Origin of the sequence: Ligilactobacillus pobuzihii E100301 = KCTC 13174 (genome assembly GCF_000349725.1) — a bacterium.
Lineage (GTDB): Bacteria > Bacillota > Bacilli > Lactobacillales > Lactobacillaceae > Ligilactobacillus > Ligilactobacillus pobuzihii.
On the sequence record NZ_KB714697.1, the window covers coordinates 188,205 to 208,752 of the forward strand.

18 protein-coding genes are annotated in these 20,548 nt (G+C 37.0%); 17 read left to right on the forward strand and 1 reads right to left on the reverse strand.

Translation table 11 applies throughout. The features are described from left to right. Positions 1 to 35: 35 nt before the first annotated feature. The 16 genes from dapB to LACPOB_RS0107230 all read left to right on the forward strand — a co-directional run bounded on the left by dapB (position 36) and on the right by LACPOB_RS0107230 (position 17,566). Positions 36 to 812, forward strand: a complete 777-nt coding sequence (gene dapB / locus LACPOB_RS0107155) for a 4-hydroxy-tetrahydrodipicolinate reductase (RefSeq protein ID WP_017868150.1) — start codon at positions 36 to 38, stop codon at positions 810 to 812. Further along, positions 809 to 2,005, forward strand: coding sequence for a CCA tRNA nucleotidyltransferase (locus tag LACPOB_RS0107160; RefSeq protein ID WP_017868151.1), 1,197 nt, complete (start codon positions 809 to 811; stop codon positions 2,003 to 2,005). Before dapB ends, LACPOB_RS0107160 begins: the two co-directional genes overlap by 4 nt. Before the next feature lie 52 nt (positions 2,006 to 2,057). Beyond that, positions 2,058 to 3,965: an ABC-F family ATP-binding cassette domain-containing protein gene (locus tag LACPOB_RS0107165; protein WP_017868152.1), complete on the forward strand. Its 1,908-nt coding sequence runs from the start codon at positions 2,058 to 2,060 to the stop codon at positions 3,963 to 3,965. Between the two features lie 62 nt (positions 3,966 to 4,027). Beyond that, complete coding sequence (locus tag LACPOB_RS0107170) at positions 4,028 to 4,984, forward strand: thymidylate synthase (protein ID WP_017868153.1); 957 nt, start codon at positions 4,028 to 4,030, stop codon at positions 4,982 to 4,984. 211 nt (positions 4,985 to 5,195) lie between these two features. Next, complete coding sequence (locus LACPOB_RS0107175) at positions 5,196 to 6,155, forward strand: SGNH/GDSL hydrolase family protein (RefSeq protein WP_017868154.1); 960 nt, start codon at positions 5,196 to 5,198, stop codon at positions 6,153 to 6,155. Then, positions 6,145 to 6,786 carry a YpmS family protein gene (locus tag LACPOB_RS0107180; RefSeq protein ID WP_017868155.1) on the forward strand — a complete coding sequence of 214 codons (642 nt, stop codon included), beginning with the start codon at positions 6,145 to 6,147 and terminating at the stop codon, positions 6,784 to 6,786. The genes LACPOB_RS0107175 and LACPOB_RS0107180 overlap by 11 nt, the downstream gene beginning before the upstream one ends. Beyond that, positions 6,786 to 7,013, forward strand: coding sequence for a YozE family protein (locus tag LACPOB_RS0107185; protein WP_017868156.1), 228 nt, complete (start codon positions 6,786 to 6,788; stop codon positions 7,011 to 7,013). The genes LACPOB_RS0107180 and LACPOB_RS0107185 overlap by 1 nt, the downstream gene beginning before the upstream one ends. 23 nt (positions 7,014 to 7,036) lie before the next feature. Continuing rightward, positions 7,037 to 8,482: a S41 family peptidase gene (locus tag LACPOB_RS0107190; protein ID WP_017868157.1), complete on the forward strand. Its 1,446-nt coding sequence runs from the start codon at positions 7,037 to 7,039 to the stop codon at positions 8,480 to 8,482. Positions 8,483 to 8,647: 165 nt separating this feature from the next. Continuing rightward, on the forward strand, positions 8,648 to 9,526 hold the full coding sequence (ylqF, locus tag LACPOB_RS0107195) for a ribosome biogenesis GTPase YlqF (RefSeq protein ID WP_017868158.1): 879 nt from the start codon (positions 8,648 to 8,650) through the stop codon (positions 9,524 to 9,526). Then, complete coding sequence (gene rnhB / locus LACPOB_RS0107200) at positions 9,519 to 10,319, forward strand: ribonuclease HII (protein WP_017868159.1); 801 nt, start codon at positions 9,519 to 9,521, stop codon at positions 10,317 to 10,319. The genes ylqF and rnhB overlap by 8 nt, the downstream gene beginning before the upstream one ends. Before the next feature lie 51 nt (positions 10,320 to 10,370). Then, a complete protein-coding gene (dprA, locus tag LACPOB_RS0107205; protein ID WP_017868160.1) occupies positions 10,371 to 11,258 on the forward strand; it encodes a DNA-processing protein DprA in 888 nt (295 codons plus the stop codon). Between the two features lie 82 nt (positions 11,259 to 11,340). Beyond that, positions 11,341 to 13,473 carry a type I DNA topoisomerase gene (topA, locus tag LACPOB_RS0107210; RefSeq protein ID WP_017868161.1) on the forward strand — a complete coding sequence of 711 codons (2,133 nt, stop codon included), beginning with the start codon at positions 11,341 to 11,343 and terminating at the stop codon, positions 13,471 to 13,473. A gap of 220 nt (positions 13,474 to 13,693) precedes the next feature. Further along, complete coding sequence (gene xerC, locus LACPOB_RS0107215; RefSeq protein WP_017868162.1) at positions 13,694 to 14,593, forward strand: tyrosine recombinase XerC; 900 nt, start codon at positions 13,694 to 13,696, stop codon at positions 14,591 to 14,593. Between the two features lie 47 nt (positions 14,594 to 14,640). Beyond that, positions 14,641 to 15,165, forward strand: a complete 525-nt coding sequence (hslV, locus tag LACPOB_RS0107220) for an HslVU peptidase proteolytic subunit (protein ID WP_017868163.1) — start codon at positions 14,641 to 14,643, stop codon at positions 15,163 to 15,165. A 65-nt stretch (positions 15,166 to 15,230) separates the two neighbouring features. Beyond that, positions 15,231 to 16,652: an ATP-dependent protease ATPase subunit HslU gene (gene hslU, locus LACPOB_RS0107225; RefSeq protein ID WP_017868164.1), complete on the forward strand. Its 1,422-nt coding sequence runs from the start codon at positions 15,231 to 15,233 to the stop codon at positions 16,650 to 16,652. Between the two features lie 35 nt (positions 16,653 to 16,687). Then, positions 16,688 to 17,566, forward strand: a complete 879-nt coding sequence (locus LACPOB_RS0107230; protein ID WP_017868165.1) for an aldose 1-epimerase family protein — start codon at positions 16,688 to 16,690, stop codon at positions 17,564 to 17,566. Positions 17,567 to 17,618: 52 nt separating this feature from the next. Here LACPOB_RS0107230 and plsY read toward each other — a convergent pair whose 3' ends face one another. Continuing rightward, complete coding sequence (plsY, locus tag LACPOB_RS0107235; RefSeq protein ID WP_371861875.1) at positions 17,619 to 18,230, reverse strand: glycerol-3-phosphate 1-O-acyltransferase PlsY; 612 nt, start codon at positions 18,228 to 18,230, stop codon at positions 17,619 to 17,621. Between the two features lie 280 nt (positions 18,231 to 18,510). On the opposite strand from plsY, the gene parE reads away from it, so the two are divergent. After that, complete coding sequence (gene parE, locus LACPOB_RS0107240; protein ID WP_026142786.1) at positions 18,511 to 20,541, forward strand: DNA topoisomerase IV subunit B; 2,031 nt, start codon at positions 18,511 to 18,513, stop codon at positions 20,539 to 20,541. Positions 20,542 to 20,548 lie beyond the last annotated feature (7 nt).

Here is a 20,548-nt window from a genome sequence, read left to right on the forward strand (position 1 = left end):
AATAGTAGCAAGACTTTTGTAAAGGGATGGTGTCAGTGATTAAAATTTTAGTTGCTGGATACAAAGGCAAAATGGGCCAACAAACTGTATCCATGATATTAAAACATGAAAACTTTGAATTAGTAGGTGTTTATGATCCACATTCACTTGAAGATTCTTTGATTAAAGAAGAACTTAAGATCCCCGTATATCATGATCTTACAACTATTCCTGCCAAGTATGCAGATATATGGGTAGACTTTACATCACCTCGGTCAGTTTATGAGAATGTCAAAGCTGCATTACAAAAAGAGATCCACCCTTTGATTGGAACGACAGGGCTATCTGATGCGCAAATAACAGACTTACAAGGTATTGCAGATAAAAAGGATATTTCGGGCTTGATAGTGCCGAATTTCGGCATTTCAGCTGTGTTATTGATGCAATTTGCTCAACAAGCCGCTAAATATTTCCCAGATACCGAAATAATCGAAATGCATCATGACCAAAAACAAGATGCTCCTTCAGGAACTGCGATAAATACTGCTAAGAAGATTTCCGAAGTACGTCAATCTCATCGGCAAGGAGATCCCAACGAAAAAGAAACTATCTCTGGCTCTCGTGGAGGCGAATATGATGGTATCAGGCTACATGCTGTTCGTTTACCGGGATACGTTGCTCATGAACAAGTTTTATTTGGTGCACCGGGCGAAGCCTTGACAATTAGACAAGACTCATTTGATCGTGCTTCATTTATGACTGGTGTGGCACTTGCGATCGAAAAAATAAACCAAGTCTCCGGTTTGAAAGTAGGGCTAGAAAATATCCTATGAGAGTAACAAATTTACCGCAAAAATTTCTTGACGCTCTTCCTGTCCTAAAACAACTACAAACTCATGGCTTTGAAGCGTACTTTGTCGGTGGAAGTGTCCGTGATACTTTATTAGGCTCACAAATAAATGATGTAGATATTGCAACGAATGCGTATCCAGCTGAAGTCAAAAATATTTTTAAACGGACAGTTGACACAGGTATCAAACATGGGACAATTATGGTTTTGGACCATGGGAATGGGTATGAGGTGACTACTTTTAGAACTGAAAGTGGTTATCAAGACTTTAGAAGGCCTGACCATGTGACCTTTGTTCGTTCACTAAAAGACGATCTTAAACGTCGAGATTTAACGATCAACGCATTAGCAATGGATCCAACAGGAAAAATCATTGATTTGTTTGGCGGATTGGCTGACTTAAAGGCCAAAAAAATAAAAGCCGTAGGACAACCAGCTGAACGTTTTCACGAAGATGCCTTACGAATGATGCGTGCAGTTCGTTTTGTAAGCCAATTAGGTTTCACTTTAGAAAAGCAAACGCGTCAAGCGATTAGTGATAATGCACAGCTATTGACAAAAATAGCAGTTGAAAGGATACATGTGGAGTGGGTCAAGCTAATGCTTGGAAAAACGGTCGATCATGCCCTGGCAGAATTTATCAGAACCAAAATGTATCTATATTGTCCTTGCTTTAAAGATCATGAAAATAACTTAAAAAAAATTGCTGATCTTTCCGGGTTAAGTCTTGATAATGAAGTAACTGTCTGGGTTTTGCTGGCACATTACTTTGGTCTCAAACCGAAAGAAACCGGTCAAATGCTACGTAAGTGGAAAAGTTCAAATGATTTGATCAAAGATGTCACCACAGCACAAAATGCATTAGAAAATTTTCCGCAATTAGAGCCGAAACTTCTTTATGAAACTGGTTTACCATTATTGTTAGTGGCCAATCAAGTGGCTAAGTATGAAAATTCTGCGCTCCCAGATGAAAAATTACATTCTATGTACGTTTCTTTGCCAATTAAGAATAAAAGGGAGCTTACTTTGACTGGTAATGACTTGATAAAAGAATTAAAAATTAAACCTGGTCCAAAGATTGGTAAAATCATTAATTTGGTTGAGGAAATGGTTTTAAATGGTGAATTGAATAATGACAAAAACAGTTTATTGCAATATGCAAAATCCTTGATATAGATTGTTTTTATCTAGAGTTTTGGACAACATTTGCATGAAAGAGTGAAAAAAATTGCAAACATTACGTGTAGAACATTTAACAAAAACATATGGCGAAAAAAAATTATTTGAAGACTTAAATTTTATAATCAATGAACATGACCGAATCGGTTTGATCGGTACAAATGGTTCAGGTAAAACAACTTTGCTAAATGCAATTAGTGGAATTGATCCTGCTGATTCAGGTGAACTGATCCATGCTAATGACTATGAGATCGGGTATTTACAACAAGAACCTGAATTAGCGACTGATAAAACAGTTATGGAAGCCGTTTTTGAGGGCGGTGCTCCAGTGTTTAAGGTGATCCGTGCATATGAAGAAGCTTTACATGATCTAGAACAAAATCCTGACCAAAAACAATTTGTAGAACGTTATTCAAGTGCGGAAGAACGCATGAATGAAGCAGACGCTTGGACAGCGGAAAATGATGTAAAAACGATTTTGACACAATTACATTTGAATGAATTAGACCAAAAAGTTGCTTCTTTATCTGGTGGACAAAAAAAACGTGTGGGATTAGCTCAAATCTTGATTCAAAACCCTGATTTATTAATTTTAGACGAACCAACTAACCATTTAGATTTTGATTCGATCGATTGGTTAGAAGAATATCTAAAAAATTATCAAGGTGCTCTTTTAGTCGTGACCCATGATCGTTATTTTTTGGATCATGTAACTAATCAAATCTATGAACTATCTTTTGGAAAAATGTTTTCTTATCAAGGAAATTACGAGGCTTTTGTTCGTCAAAAAGCCGAAAGACAAAAGAAAGCTTTACAACAGGAACATAAAAACCAACAGCTCTACAAAAAAGAATTAGCTTGGATGAAGACTGGTGCTAAAGCGCGCTCTACTAAACAACAGGCACGTATCAATCGCTTTGAAAAATTATCGGACAAAGTCAATGACAAGGTTCAAGTCGATAAAAATATTGACATCGATCTCGGTCAACAACGACTGGGTAAAAAAGTACTTGAACTCAAAAACGCATCTTTAAAACTCGGAAAGCATCAGATCATCCATGATTTTAGTACTATGATCAACGCGGGGGATCGAATCGGAATTACTGGTAAAAATGGTGCGGGAAAAACCAGTTTTTTAAATGTATTAGCTGGTCAGACCCCACTTGATTCAGGTCAAATAATAGTTGGTGAAACTGTTAAAGCAGCTTACTATCGTCAACAAACTGAACAGATACCTGAAGATAAACGTGTCATTAATTATCTAAATGAAGTAGCCCAAAATGTTACTAATACTGAGGGTGAACAAATTAGTACCACACAGTTATTGGAACAATTTTTATTTCCGCGTTTCATGCATGGTACACTGATCCGCAAACTTTCTGGTGGTGAAAAACGGCGCCTTTATTTGTTGAAATTATTGATGATGCAACCGAATGTCTTATTCTTAGATGAACCAACTAACGATTTAGATGTTGGCACATTGACAATTTTAGAAAACTACTTGGAAACTTTTGCCGGGACTGTTATTACGGTTTCTCATGACCGATATTTCTTAGATAAAGTTGCTGATCAATTATTAATTTTCAATGGTGACGCTCAGATCAAACGATATACAGGGCAATTTACAGATTATTTGAAACAAGAAAAGGAAAGTACTAAGGTCGCAAACAAGACGAAAAATACCACTGTTCAAACTGCTCAACAAAATTCAGCGCAAAGTGAACAAACTAAAGTTAAAACTAAGTTGACCTACGCTGAGCAGATCGAGTTTGACAATTTAGAAAAAGAAATTGATCAAATCGAGCAAAAAATGACAGATGTTAAAGAACAAATGTCACAAATCAGTGGTGATGACTATTTGCAACTAGGTGATCTGCAACAGCAATTGAATGATTTAGAAAATGAATCCGAACAAAAGATGGCCCGTTGGGAAGAATTAGGGCAGTACGTTGAATAGTATTTTGTTTTTAACTAGAAATATTATCTAGTTAAATATAGTAAAAAAATGGGAGGATTAAAATGGCCAGCATGGAAGAACCATATTTACAATTAATCAGAGATATCTTAGACCATGGTCACTATAAAGAAGATCGGACAGGTACAGGAACTAAGAGTCTATTTGGTTACCAGATGCGCTTTGATCTCAACCAAGGTTTTCCGTTATTAACAACTAAAAAAGTTCCATTTGGTTTAATAAAAAGTGAATTGTTGTGGTTTTTACGTGGTGATACAAATATTCAGTTTCTATTGAAGCATAAAAATCATATTTGGGACGAATGGGCTTTTGAGAACTGGATCAACAGTCCTGAATACACGGGACCAGATATGAATAATTTTGGACTACGTGCACAGCAAGATGCCCAATTTAAAAAAGAATATCAACAGCAAAAAAAGCTTTTTTGTCAACGGATCATCGCTGACGATAGTTTTGCTGCTAAGTATGGTGATTTAGGGAATGTCTATGGTGCACAGTGGCGTCGCTGGCAAACTCGTTCAAATGAGACGATCGATCAGATCCATGATGTGATCGAAACGATAAAAAATGATCCGGATTCAAGAAGGATGATCGTAACTGCCTGGAATCCGGAAGATATCCCTTCTGCCGCTTTACCACCGTGCCATACACTTTTTCAATTTTACGTGGTAGAGGGAAGATTAAGTTGTCAGTTATATCAAAGAAGTGGAGATGTTTTCTTAGGGGTTCCGTTTAACATTGCCAGCTATGCACTATTAACTAACCTGATCGCACGCGAAACTGGCTTAGAGGTGGGCGAATTTGTGCATACCTTAGGCGATGCTCATATTTATACTAATCATTTTGATCAAGTCCAAGAACAATTACAACGTACTCCTAAAGATGCACCGCAACTCTGGTTGAATCCTGAAAAAAAACATATTGGAGAATTAGACCTAACGGACATTAAAGTCATTGGTTATGAATCTTGGCCAGCAATCAAAGCACCTGTAGCGGTCTAAATTTAATGTGACTTATTGCTAAACACTATTTCGCTAGTAGCTCATTATGGCGAAAAGTGTTTTTTGTTTGAGGAATAGATCGATATGTATAGACGATTTTTAATAAAAAAAGTTAGGTATAAAATGTAAAAATTCTGACTGATAATTATAAAATATTAAAATGGCGTGCTATGATTAGAGTACGAAATTTTGTTTGATAAGGGTGGGGTAGATGAAAAAAATTACTGAGATTGGCAAATTCACATTGTCTTTGTTGGTTCTTAGTGGCATTTTTTTAGGAATTTTTTATTTGGTGGCACGACTACAAAACCAGCCTTTCAGATCAGAACCAACATCACACCAAGTTAACAAGCAGAAAAATAAGCAAAATCAAAAGCTTGATCACCTTAACTTAGTTGGATTGGGAGATTCTTTAACACATGGTGTTGGCGATACGACTGAGCGTGGTGGCTATGTTTATTTAATTAAACAAAAGTTACAAAAAAATGATGCTAAAAAAGTAAACACAGCTAATTTTGGTAAAACTGGAGACACTACAACTGAAATCAAACAGCGTTTAGATTCCCAACCAGAGATTAAAAAGCAATTAAAAAAAGCTGATATTATAACAATCACGGCTGGTGGCAACGATCTAATGCACGTTTTGCAGAATAACTTTCAAACATTGTCATCTAATAATTTCAACCAAAGCATGCAAGTGGCTAAGGATCAATACAAAGTAAATATGACTGCATTATTAAAGGATGTGCGTGCAGTTAATTCACGTGCGCCTATCTTTTTGTTTTCGGTTTACGACCCATTTTATGTATATTTTCCAAATATGACAGCTCTACAAGAATATACCGATCAATGGAATAAAGCTGCTCATAATCAAGTACAACAGCTAAATTCAACTTATTTTGTTGACGTCGACCATCAAATTTCTGAGGGTCAATATTATGGCAAGTCTAAAAAAGAATTAAAAAAAGAAGCTAATTTAGACTTAAGTAATACTAATAATAAAAAACTTGAAAAACTACTGTCTGATAATAAAGAAAAAAATAACTTTTTATCTTCAGATGATCATTTTCATCCAAATGATCGCGGTTATCAACTAATGACCCAAAAATTGTATGAAATTATGGTAAAACATAAAGATACATGGTTCAAGGAGGTCCAAAATGGAGAATAAAAACAGAAAAAGACAAGCCCACGCCACTAAGCAGCCTAAAGACCCGTGGAAAATTGCTTTTACTTTTTTATTAGCGTTGGTCATTGCGTTTGTAGCTTTTATAATTCTTGAAGTGTATACACCTGACAAGGGCGTTGAACAAGAAATCAAGACTAAAACACCTGCTGATAAAACGACTTCGATCGATGTTCAAATGAATAAAAAACAATTAAGTAGTGCTCTTAATTACTATTTAAATCATCAGCAAAAAGACAGCAACAATATACAATACAAATTTATTCTGAATAAATCGGCGATTTTAATTGGAACAACTAAAGTGCTGGGTGAGAAAGTCTCCTTTACTTTATATGCTAAACCAACTTTAAGTAAAAATGGAAATATCAAGTTAAAAATTAAGTCTGTTGCGATCGGTTCTTTGAATGCACCAACTAAATTTGTGCTAAATTATGTTAAAAATAACGTTAAAACTGGGCAAGCTGTTCAGATCTCGCCTAAAAAATCTGAGATTATTTTAAATTTAAATCACGTGAAGACAAAACAGGGAATTCAAGCTAAGGGTCAAGAATTAGACTTAAAAAATGACAGCATTCGTTTCAAAATATTGATACCATTAACTGAGGAGGAAAAATAATGAAAAATGAGATGAGCTTTTATCAGTTTTTAATGACTCTTCGCGATCCCGATGATTATAATGAAGTGGTTCAATTTGCCAATAATGCATTTTATGATCAATCTTTTCCTAAACAGTTGAGTGATTATGAAGGACTGTCACAATATTTGGAAATGAATGGAAATTACTTACCCTCCATGACAATTTTCGATGATGCGTGGCAGAAATATCTTGAAAAAATTCAATAATTAAGTGAAAGAGGGAATGATTTTTGAAGGAAGAAAAAAAACAAACAAAAAGTTCTTCTGGTAAAAAAAGATCCTTTAGCTTAACAACGTTGATAATCACTGCTATCGTTGCAATTTTGTTTGGAGGAAGCAGTGTTTTCGTAATAATGAATTCACGTTTGCAAGCAGCAGAACAAACGAGTGAATCAATGGAAAAAATCAACACAGTTTATAAAGCTTTGGATAAATATTATTACAAAAATATCAGCAAGAAAAAACTTGAAAATGGTGCCCTAAATGGGATGGTTGATGTTTTAGATGACCAATTCTCAGAGTATATGACAAAATCTGAAACTCAGTCATTGAATGAAACTATTTCGTCTAGCTTTACAGGAATTGGTGCTGAAGTTCGGAAAACTGGAGAACAAATTCAAATTGTTTCTCCAATTTCTGGAACTCCAGCTCAAAAAGGCGGCCTGAAAGCCAAAGATATTATTTTAAAAATTGATGGAAAATCACTGGATGGATACTCGCTCAATAAGGCAGTTTCTTTGATCAGAGGTAAAAAAGGAACTTCCGTTAAATTATCGATCAAACGTGGCTCCTCGACTTTTGAAAAAACGTTTAAGCGTGATACTATTCCCGTTAAAACTGTGAATGGTAAATTAGATGACAATAATAAAAATGTCGGATATATTCAAGTCACCACTTTCTCAGAAAAAACTGCAACAGAGATGAAAAAAACGATTAAGCAATTGCGGAAAAAAGGTGCAAAATCGTTTGTGATCGACATGCGCAATAACCCCGGTGGTTTGATGGATCAAGCATTAAAATTATCCTCGATGTTCTTGAAAGATGGAAAAACTATTATGCAAGTACAACAACGAGATGGAAAAAAGGAAGCTTATAAAGCTGGCAAAAAGTACGATGATGGCTTTAAAGTTCATGAAAAAACAGTTGTTATGATCAACGGCGGTTCTGCGAGTGCCGCGGAAATTTTTGCTGCTGCCCTTAAACAATCAGCTAATGATCAATTAGTGGGAACTAAATCATTTGGAAAAGGAACTGTTCAAAATGCAATGCCATTTAATGATAAAACAGAACTTAAGTTAACTGTTGCTAAATGGTTGACACCCGATGGTAGTTGGATCCATGAAAAAGGAGTTAAACCTTCGATCAAAGCAGATTACCCGTCTGTCGCTTATCAAGCAGCCATTGATAATAAGAAAAATTATCAAGAAAATGACGTTTCCAAGAATGTTAAAAGTTTACAAATATTCCTAAAGGCTTTAGGGTACAAACCAGGCCGAACTGATGGATATTATGATTCAGGGACTAAAAATGCGGTGAAAAGATTCCAACAAACTAAGCACTTAAATACAAATGGTATCGCTGATAAAAAGACGATCGATAGTATTCAAGAATCAGTTGCTCAATTTATTATTGATTCTGATAAAGCGTATGACACCGCAATTAAAGCTGCTAATTAGAATTTATCTAGCAAGTAATTAATGTAATGTTAGTTACTTGTTTTTCATTTGTTTTGACTGAACAATTGTTTTGTTAATTTGGTTAAAAAGAACGTCTTGTGTATAATAAAAATATGAAATTCTAGTCTGATTATTGATAAAGATCAGATAACAAGGAGGAATAATATGGCAGTCATTCAATGGTATCCAGGCCATATGGCAAAAGCCTTACGTCAGGCTAAAGAAAATTTAAAGACGGTTGACATCGTTTTGGAACTGGTTGATGCTCGTTTGCCTGAATCATCACGTAATCCTGAACTTGTAAATATTCTTAAAAATAAACCCGCGATCATTGTTTTAACTAAAATGGACCTAGCTGATCCTAAAGAAACACAGCGGTGGATAAATTATTATGAAGCAACGGGACAACCCGCAGTTGCAGTTGATAGTACTAATGGTTCATTGAAAGTGATCGAAAAAAAAATAAATAACGTCTTGGCCGATAAGCTTGAGAAACGTCAAGAAAAAGGAATTAAATCTAAAAAAATTAGTGTAATGTGTATTGGCATCCCTAATGTTGGTAAATCAACTTTGCTCAATCATATGGTCAAAAAAAACGTAGCTTCGGTGGGGGACAAGCCAGGTGTTACCAAGAAACAGCAATGGTTAAAAGCTGGTAAGAATTTACAATTATTAGACACACCAGGGATTTTATGGCCAAAATTCGAGGATCCATTGGTAGGTCAAAAATTAGCGTTGACGGGAGCAATTAAAGACCAATTATTCCATGATGATGATATTGCTTTATATGCGCTTGAATTTTTCAAAGAAAAGGCACCGCAAAAGCTACAAGAACGTTATCGGTTAACTAACGAAGAAATGACAGCTTCAGACGTGGATACACTTTTAGCTATCACTAAAAATGCAGGTTTTCGTGATGATTATGATCGAGGCGCACAACGTTTGATCCAAGATATCCGTAAACAAAAACTAGGGCGGTATACCTTAGACCCAGTTTTGCAAATTGCTGGAAGAACTACAAAAAAAGAGAAGCAAAATGACTAGTGAAAAGGCAAAGAAAATGAATATAACAGATGTCCGGTCACTGTTAAAAAGCATTGAAAGTCAACCTGAAAACTCTACAGCTAAACTGATAAATGAGCTTTATACAGACAAGCGCCAAGGTGTCAAGCAATTATTGAAAAGCTTTGAAAAACGTCAAGAAAAAATTGAACTGAAAAGAAAAGAGTTTGAAAAAAGACTTACACTGGAAAAAAGATCATGGACAAATGGTGTGCAATTTGTTGCCGGGGTCGATGAAGTTGGGCGTGGACCACTGGCAGGGCCAGTCGTAGCTGCAGCTGTGATCTTACCTCATGATTTTGATTTATATGATGTCAATGATTCCAAACAACTCAGCGCCAAAAAAAGACTTGAATTAGCACCCTTGATCAAGGAACAAGCGATCGCTATCGGGATCGGACAAGCTGATAATAAAAAAATTGATGAGATCAATATTTATGAAGCAGCTCGCTTCGCAATGGAACAAGCAGTTGAACAATTGATACCATTGCCGGAAGAACTTTTGATCGACGCTATGCAGATAAAAACAACCATCAAGCAACGTAAATTGATAAAAGGTGATGCACGTTCGGCTTCAATCGGAGCCGCCAGCATTATTGCGAAAGTCGCCCGTGATAAAATCATGGAAGAGTACGCTCAGGATTATCCTGGTTATGGTTTTGAAAAAAACGCTGGTTATGGGACAAAGCAGCACTTAGCAGAGATCGAAAAAAATGGTATTACTCCGATCCACCGTAAAAGTTTTGAACCAATTAAATCTAAATTAAATAATTAAAAACGCCGCCTTTTGCGTATGTATCATATAAAAAGCAAAGGCGGCGTTTTTATGGATGATCGATCATTTTTATTAAGGATTCATTTGTGTACAGGAATTGGCATTAAAGGTGAAACCAAAATTTATAATTTTATGCAGCAAAATAAAAGACAACCCCAAGTAACTGAATTAGATAAAATCTTAACAGGAACTAAAAGTGATCTGCAACATTTTTTAGCTGATTTTCATTCAGATTCTACTACACAAAAAATGTTGATCAATCAGCGACATAATGGAATTATAACGATCCTTGACCCTGAATATCCGACTCAATTAAAAGAGACATTTGAACCACCGATAATTTTATTTTATCAAGGAAATCTTTCATTAATGAAGGAGACTAGTTTAGCTGTCGTTGGTGCCAGAAAAATGACTAGTTATGGAACTGACGTTTTGCCTTTGGTATTAAAAGATGTCTGCACCCCGCAAATCCCGATCGTAAGTGGTGCCGCCACAGGTGTTGATAGTCTTGCTCATCGTTTAGCTTTGAAAGCTCATGCACCAACCATTGCTGTGATCGGGACAGGTCTTGACCGAACTTATCCAAAAGACAATTATGAATTGCAAACTTTGATCGCTAAAAAAGGCTTAGTATTATCCGAATATGAGATCGGGCAAAAGCCATTACCTTATCATTTCCCGCTACGTAATCGGATCATTGCTGGTTTATGTTATAGTTTGTTAGTAGTAGAAGCAAAACACCATAGTGGTAGTCTGATCACAGCTAACCTGGCCTTACAAGAAAATCGCAATGTTTTAGCGATTCCTGGTCGCATTGACAGCAGTCTGTCAGTTGGCTGTAATGAATTAATCCAAGCCGGTGCAAAACCCGTCTTAAATAGTAGGGATATTCTTGAAGATTTTCCAAACAGCTTGACAAACCAATCTTCAAAGGCATAACATTGTTATCGATTTTGGTTAAGCGATTTAACCAACTAACAATTATCATTAAAATACAATCTAAATAAAGGAGTGGGACGTTTTGCCGACATCCACACAACCAAAAAAAACACCCAAAACAAAAGCAAAAAAGAAAAGAACGACAAGAAAAGTAAAAAAGAATTTAGTGATTGTGGAATCACCTTCAAAAGCAAAAACTATCGAAAAATATTTAGGCTCACGTTACAAAGTGATGGCTAGTCTTGGACATATTCGTGATCTACCTAAAAGCAAGATGGGTATCAATGTAGATAATAACTATGAGCCACATTACATTTCGATCAGGGGTAAAGGTGACGTCATTAAAGAGCTTCGTAAGGAAGCAAAAAAAGCAAAGCAGGTTTATCTTGCAGCCGACCCGGACCGTGAGGGGGAAGCGATCGCTTGGCATTTGTCATATCTTTTAGGTCTAGACCCGAACGATAAGAACCGTGTAGTTTTTAATGAAATTACTAAAGATACCGTCAAAAATGCTTTTAAAAATCCACGTGCCATTGATATGAACTTAGTTGATGCACAACAAGCGCGACGAATTTTAGATCGTTTAGTTGGTTATTCGATCTCTCCGTTATTGTGGTCAAAAGTTAAAAAAGGGTTGTCTGCAGGTCGTGTCCAGTCAATTGCTTTGAACTTGATCATTCAAAGAGAAAGGGAAATTAAAGAATTCATTCCCGAAGAATACTGGAACATAGATTCGCAGTTTAAAAAGGGGCGTAGCAAGTTTGATGCGGCTTTTTATGGTCTCAAAGGTAAAAAAACTGCATTGAAAAATAATGAAGACGTTCAAAACGTCTTAAGTAAAATTTCAAAAGAAAAGCCATTTGAAGTTGCCAAAGTTATCAAAAAGGAACGTAAAAGATTCCCCGCATTGCCTTTCACGACTTCTACTATGCAGCAAACAGCGAACAATTCATTGAAATTTAGGACGCAAAAAACAATGATGATCGCTCAGCAGCTCTATGAAGGGATCAATATCGGTCGTGGCGGTTCAGTGGGACTGATCACTTACATGCGGACTGATTCCACACGTGTATCAACTATTGCTAAACACGAAGCAGCTGGGTTTATTACTGAGAACTATGGTAGTGATTATGCTGCTATTAAACCACGCGCAGGTAAACTTTCAGAAAATGCCCAAGATGCCCACGAAGCGATCCGTCCATCTTCTGTTTTGCGGACACCTGGATCTATGGAAAAATATTTGACCAAAGACCAAATGAAACTTTATTCTTTGGTCTGGTCACGTTTTGTTGCCAGTCAAATGACTCCAGCTATCGTTGATACCGTACGGGCTGATTTAGAACAAAATGAGGTAACTTTCAGAGCAAACGGTTCAAAGATGAAGTTTCCCGGTTATACTAAAGTTTATGCTGAATCAAAGCGAAAAGATAATCTTTTACCAAACTTAAGCGAAGGTGATGAGGTCTCGCTGGTTAAAACTGATCCGAGTCAGCACTTTACTTTACCACCCGCACGTTATTCTGAAGCTACTTTGATCAAAACACTTGAAGAAAATGGTGTTGGTCGTCCATCGACCTATGCTCCGACTCTAAGTACGATTCAAAAGCGATATTACGTTAAGTTAACTGCGCGCAAATTTGAACCAACTGAACTAGGCGAGATAGTTAATTCGATGATCGCCGAATGCTTTCCTGACATTTTAGATGTGAAGTTCACCGCTGATCTTGAAGATGAACTTGATGAAATTGAAGAAGGAAAACAAGAATGGGTCAACGTGATCGATCAATTCTACCGACCATTTGCTAAAGAAGTTACCAGCGCCGAACAAAAATTGGAAAAGGTCAAGATCAAAGATGAGCCTGCTGGCTTTAACTGTGATATCTGTGGTGCACCAATGTTGATCAAAATGGGCCGTTACGGTAAATTTTATGCTTGTAGCCGTTTCCCTGATTGCCGTAACACTAAGGCAATCGTCAAAAAAATCGGTGTAACCTGTCCCAAGTGCAGTAAAGGTGAAGTAGTCGAACGTAAATCTAAGAAAAATCGTATTTTTTATGGGTGTTCACGTTATCCCGATTGTGACTTCATTTCTTGGGATCAACCGGTTGGCCGTAATTGTCCAAAATGCAAACATTATTTAGTTTATAAAAAATCAAAAAAAGGTGCACAAGTTAAATGTCCGAATGGCGATTACGAAGAAGAATTGCAGAAATAATCTTTAAGGTGTACTAGCAAAAAAAGCTGTGTTATCAAACGTTTAAACGTATATGATAATGCAGCTTTTATTTTCAACAAGTGTATTTATTAACAGTCAATTGTTATCTAATATTTGTCTTGCTTGTGAAAAGGTTAAGAAAAAAGAATTAACTGGCGTTTCCTTGACTAATTTTGACCATTATAGGAAAATACAGTTATGTTGACTAGGAGGTGGCGTAGTGGAACAAAAATGGATCATGGAATATCAAGATTATCTAAAATACGAGCGACAGTATTCAAGAGAGACTGTGAAAGCTTATACAGATGACATCCGTGACTTTTGCAGTTTTTTAGCTGACACTGGTGGGATAACATCCTTTGCAGCAGTTACAGAAAACGATGTTCACGTGTATATGAGTTTTTTGTACGAACAACAATACAAAGAAAATAGTGTTTCTAGGATGATTTCTGGTTTGCGCTCTTTTTATCGTTTTTTACTAAAAAATAACTACGTATCCGCAAATCCATTTATATACGTTCAGTTAAAGCGGCATTCTCGTTCTTTACCACATTTTTTTTATGAAAAGGAAATGAACGCTTTGTTTGCAGCCACAGCTGGTGATTCAATGAAAGACATCAGAAATAATGCACTACTAGAAACTTTATATGCAACAGGTATGCGTGTTTCTGAATGTACGAACCTCACAGTCCCAGTGATTGATTTTGATAACCAAGCTATGTTATTGCACGGTAAGGGTGGTAAAGATCGCTACGTTCCTTTTGGACAATATTGTGCAAATGCACTTAAAAAGTATTTTGCAAAAGCACGAACTCCGATCATGGAAAAGTATCATAAAGAACACGATTATGTTTTTATCAATCATTATGGAGATCCAATCACAGCTGCAGGGATCACTTATGTTTTAAATCAGATCGTTAAACAGAGTTCGTTGCAAACAACCATTCATCCCCATGAATTACGACATACTTTTGCAACGCATTTAATGAGTAATGGTGCTGATTTACGTGCTGTTCAAGAACTGTTAGGACACAGCAGTCTTTCAACAACTCAAATTTATACGCACGTGACTACGGAGAGTCTTCAAGAAAATTATCGAAAATTTTTCCCACGTGCCTAAAACTAAATAACAATAATAACTTAAAATATTAGGAGGAAGTCAATAATATGACAACTATTTGTGCTGTGCGACACAATGGACATACAGCAATGGCCGGCGATGGCCAGGTAACAATGGGAGAACAAGTCATTATGAAAGGAACAGCCCATAAGATTAGAAAAATCTATGACGGTAAGGTAGCAGTCGGTTTTGCTGGTTCTGTTTCAGATGCACTTAATTTGCAAGATCGCTTTGAAAAGAAACTGAATCAATACAGTGGTAACTTACAACGTGCCTCTGTAGAATTAGCTCAAGAATGGCGTGGTGACCAACAATTACAAAAGCTTGAAGCTTTATTAGTTGTGATGGATAAAGATAATTTATTATTAGTTTCTGGTTCTGGTGAAGTGATCGAACCTGATAATGACGTACTTGCGATTGGTTCTGGAGGTAATTATGCTCTCGCAGCGGCAGTTGCTTTGACTGCGCATGCTCCTGAAATGTCTGCAGAAGAAATTGCTCAAAGTGCATTGCATATTGCGGGCAATATTGACATATTTACCAACCAAAATGTAATCACAGAAGTTCTCTAAACTAGCCTGATAGTCGGAAAGGAGCGAAGGCAAAGATTATTTCACTGATCTTTACCGCTTAATTTATGGATCCAATGGATAAAACACCAAAAGAAATAGTTACAGAACTTGACCGGTATGTGATCGGACAAGACGAAGCGAAAAAATCGATAGCGGTCGCTTTACGTAATCGTTATCGTCGGATGCAGTTACCCGAAGAAATGCAAGAAGAAGTTACTCCGAAAAATTTGTTAATGATTGGGCCGACGGGGGTCGGGAAAACTGAGATCGCACGTCGCTTAGCTAAAATTGTCAATGCACCTTTCGTAAAGATCGAAGCAACTAAATTCACAGAGGTTGGTTATGTAGGCCGTGATGTTGAATCAATGGTACGTGATTTAGTTGAATCAGCTTATAAGATGGAAGAAGAAAAACTTTTTAGCCAGGTTAGAAGTGAGGCTGTCGCTAACGCTGATAAACGTCTTGTAAAATTATTAGTTCCTGCACAAAAAAAACAGAAGCAGCAAAATCAACAGGAAAACTTCATGCAAATGATGCGAGACCTGCAGAATGGTAAAATGCCACAAGGTCCAGGACAAGAAGAAAACGATGGCGAAGTTAGTGACCAAGTTCGTAATGAACGCTTAAATACCAACGAAAAATTGAAACGTGGTCAATTAGAGAACACTGAGGTTACCATTAAAATAGATGACCCATCTCAAAATAATAGCAATCCATCTTCAGATATGTTAAATCAAATGGGGATCGACTTAAGTGACGCTTTAGGTTCGATGATCCCCAAAAGAAAAGTTAAACGAACGATGGCAGTCAAAGATGCACGAGAAGTATTAGTCCAAGAAGAATCAGAAAAATTAGTTAATAGTGCTGATTTAGCTGATGCTGCTATCAAACGGGCGGAAAATACGGGGATCATCTTCATTGATGAAATAGATAAGATCACTTCTCAGTCTAAGCAAAATTCTGGGGAAGTTTCCCGTGAAGGAGTTCAACGTGACATCTTACCGATCGTTGAAGGTTCAGCGATCAAAACGAAATATGGTTTTATTAACACGGATCATATTTTGTTTATTGCATCTGGAGCCTTTCAAGACAGCAAACCAAGCGATCTAATTGCTGAATTACAAGGACGTTTTCCGATTCGTGTGGAATTAAATGACTTAAGTGCAGAAGATTTTGTCAAGATCTTAACTGAGCCAGATAATGCTTTGATCAAACAGTATATTGCTATGATCAACACCGATAATATTTCAGTCACCTTTACGATCGAAGCAATCCGTAAAATCGCTAATATTGCGTTTACAGTTAACCGTGACACAGATAATATCGGAGCACGACGTTTGCACACTATTTTAGAACGTTTATTACAAGATCTCTTGTATGAAGGACCTGATATGCAAATGGGTGAGATCACGATCACTGAAGCTTATGTTGAGCAAAAAATTGGTAAAATTGCCGCTGATAAAGATTTAGCTCATTATATTTTATAAACTAGTAGGTAATTAAGTTAAAGGAGAAGTTAAAAATGGCAGTTATTATTGAAAATGATAAGGTCCGGGCAGTTATCAATGAACACGGTGCAGAGTTAAGTAGTCTGATCGCTAAGGATACAGGGATCGATTATATGTGGTCTGGTGACTCAAAATATTGGGGACGCCATTCACCAGTGTTGTTTCCGATCGAAGGTAAACTTAAGGATGATCATTACTTTTACGCAGGCCAAGAATATCATATGACACAACACGGTTTTGCTCGAGACCAAGATTTTGATGTCATTGAACAAAAAAACGAGCACGTCGTCTTTGAATTAACTGAAAATTCTGAAACTAAGGCTAAATATCCATTTGACTTTCGTTTACGTTTAACTTACTCATTACAAGGTCGAAAACTTACATTATCCTATAATGTTTATGATCCTAGTGCTGATCAGGACTTATATTTTGCGATCGGTGCTCATCCAGCATTCAAGACACCTTTGATGCCGTCACAAGCATATACTGATTATCAATTAGAATTTTCGCCTGCCATTAAAAGACCAAGGGTCCCACTTAATCAAAGTTTAACAGATCCTGAAAATGAAACCTTAGTGGATAATAATCACCTAGAGGTCAGTCGAGATTTATTTAAAGATGATGCTTTAATTTATAATTTACACAAAGAACCGACCAAGATAACTCTACAAGATAAAAAACAGCAGCATGGTGTTTTGATCGACACTAAAGATGCTAAGTATGTCGGAATTTGGTCAACGTATCCTAAAGATGGTCAGTTTGTGTGCATTGAGCCATGGTGGGGCTTAGCAGATAAAAAAGATGCTGATGGTCAGTTAACACATAAATTTGCCATCAACAAATTGGCTCCTCATGAAGAATTTAATGCTGGTTTTTCAGTGACAGTATTTTAATTAAAAAATAAGCTATAGTAACTAATATGAAACAGTTACTGCAGCTTATTTTTTATTTGTTGTTATTTTTTTCTCGCTTTTGGCGACGTCGATAGCCTAAACCAAAAGGAACCATATTTTCCTGACCTTGTCGAATACGCGAAACGTTACCCCAATGTCTAATAAAAACAAAAATTGTTAGGACAAGTGCAACCGTAGTCAAGATCCAATCTTGGTAAAATAAAGAACTGATCGTGATCAGTGTAAATCCAAGCATACTAGCGACACTGACCATACTTGTTAGGTAAATCGTAATTAGAAAAATTGCCCAAGCTAGTAAAAAGAATTGCCAGTTATAAATCAACAAAACTCCCACACTTGTAGCAACAGTCTTACCACCCTTAAAGTTTGCGAAAACCGGAAATGCATGCCCAATAATTGCTGCGATTCCGATCAATAACGCATTAGCATCTGAGTGGAATAACAAGGGCAATAAGGCCGTGGCTGAACCTTTTAACATGTCGATCAACAACACGACCGAACCAGCCGTTTTCCCTAATACACGAAACGTATTAGTCGTACCCATATTACCACTACCATATTCACGAATATCTTTTCCAAAAAAAGCCTTACCGATCCAGATACCAGATGGTATAGAACCTAGTAAGTAGCCGATCAGGAGCATCCAAATAACATTTAGGTCCACATTTTTTGCCTCCTTTGTCTTGCCTTTTAATTCTAGCAGTTTATTGTGCTGGGGGCAATTTAAATTATTGAATAGCTTCTTGTAAAAAATTAAGTAGTCATATGCAATTCAAAATTTTTCTTAAAAGTCCGTCATTACGGGCTATAGTGGCGTTAGTTACTTTACAGGATAGTATCTAATGGGTTATGATAATACAAGTTTGTCGATTCAAAGTAAGAATGAATCGACTTGTTTAAGCGGGAAGGGATTTGAAATTTCAATGACAAAACCTAATTATAATGATGATTCGATCCAAATATTAAAGGGTCTAGAAGCTGTCAGAAAGCGACCGGGGATGTATATTGGATCAACTGATACACATGGTTTACATCATTTAGTTTATGAAATAGTTGATAACGCTGTCGATGAAGCACTATCTGGTTATGGTAAAAAAATTGATGTGACGATCCATGCTGATGACTCGATTACGGTATGCGATTATGGTCGTGGTATGCCTGTTGGTATGCATTCGACGGGGGTCCCAACTGTTGAAGTTATTTTTACAGTCTTACATGCTGGTGGTAAATTTGGTCAAGGCGGTTATAAAACCTCCGGTGGTTTACATGGTGTGGGGGCTTCTGTAGTCAATGCTTTGTCGGAAAAGTTAACCGTTAATACTGTTCGTGACAGCATTGAGTATGAAGAAGATTTTAAAAATGGCGGCCAACCAGTTGGCACATTAAAAAAACTGGGTAAGACTAAACGCCCCAGTGGTACGAAAGTTACCTTTAAGCCAGATTCGACTATTTTTTCATCGACACATTATCACTATGATGTATTAGCTGAGAGATTACGTGAATCGGCCTATCTTTTAAAAGGGGTACAAATCACTTTAACCGATGAGCGTAACGACCACCAAGATATTTTCTTATATGAAGAAGGTATTAAAGAATTCGTCACATACTTAAATGAAGGCAAAGATACGATCGGTAGGGTCATGTATTTCGATGGTTCTACGTCTGGAATGGAAGTAGAAGTTGCTGCACAATATAACGATGGATACTCTGAAAACGTCTTGTCTTTCGTCAACAATGTGCGGACTAAAGATGGTGGAACGCATGAAGCTGGGTTACGTTCAGCGTGGACAAAAGCTTTTAATGATTACGCACGTAGTGTTGGGTTGCTTAAAGAAAAAGACAAAAATTTAGAGGGCAGCGATGTACGTGAAGGATTATCAGCAGTGATCTCGGTGCGTGTTCCAGAAGAAATGCTCCAGTTTGAAGGACAAACTAAAGAAAAATTGGGGACGCCCGAAGCACGTACGATCGTTGATGGCGTCGTTTCTGAACAACTTAATTATTATTTGATGGAAAACGGTGAATTTGCCCAAGACTTGGTTCGAAAATCCTTGCGTGCGCGAGAAGCACGTGAAGCAGCCCGAAAAGCGCGTGATGAAAGTCGGAATGGTAAGAAACGACGTAAGAAAGATCAGTTACTTTCAGGTAAACTAACGCCTGCTCAATCAAAAAATGCTAAGAAAAATGAACTGTTCTTAGTCGAAGGGGATTCTGCGGGTGGTTCAGCTAAGCAAGGACGTGATCGTAAATTTCAGGCGATCTTACCTTTGCGAGGAAAAGTCCTTAATACTGAACGAGCTAAGTTACAAGATATCGTTAAAAACGAAGAGATCAATACAATGATTTATACAATCGGCGCAGGGGTCGGGGCGGAATTTAATATCGCAGATGCAAACTACGATAAAATTGTGATCATGACTGATGCCGATACTGATGGTGCACATATTCAGATTTTATTACTGACTTTCTTTTATAAGTACATGCGTCCAATGATCGATGCAGGTCGTATTTATATTGCTTTACCACCATTGTACAAATTACAAAAAAATGTTAAGAAAAAACCAGTTGTGCGCTATGCTTGGACTGATGATGAATTAGCCAAAGTCAGCAAAGAAATGGGCAAAGGTTATTCTTTACAACGCTTTAAGGGGCTAGGAGAAATGAATGCTGACCAATTATGGGAAACAACCATGAATCCGGAAACTAGAACCTTGGTTCGTGTCAAAATCGATGATGGTGCTTTAGCTGAAAAACGTGTTACGACGCTGATGGGTGATAAAGTTGAACCACGTAGAAAATGGATCGAAAACAATGTCAAATTCTCATTGGAAGAAGATGGAAGTTTGTTAGATACAGTCGCGGCTGAAGGTGCCCATGGCGAAGATGTGGACCTAAGTAAAAATGATCAGGCATTCTTTGACGGTAAACTTGCACGATCTAAAAACAATAATTAGCGAGGTG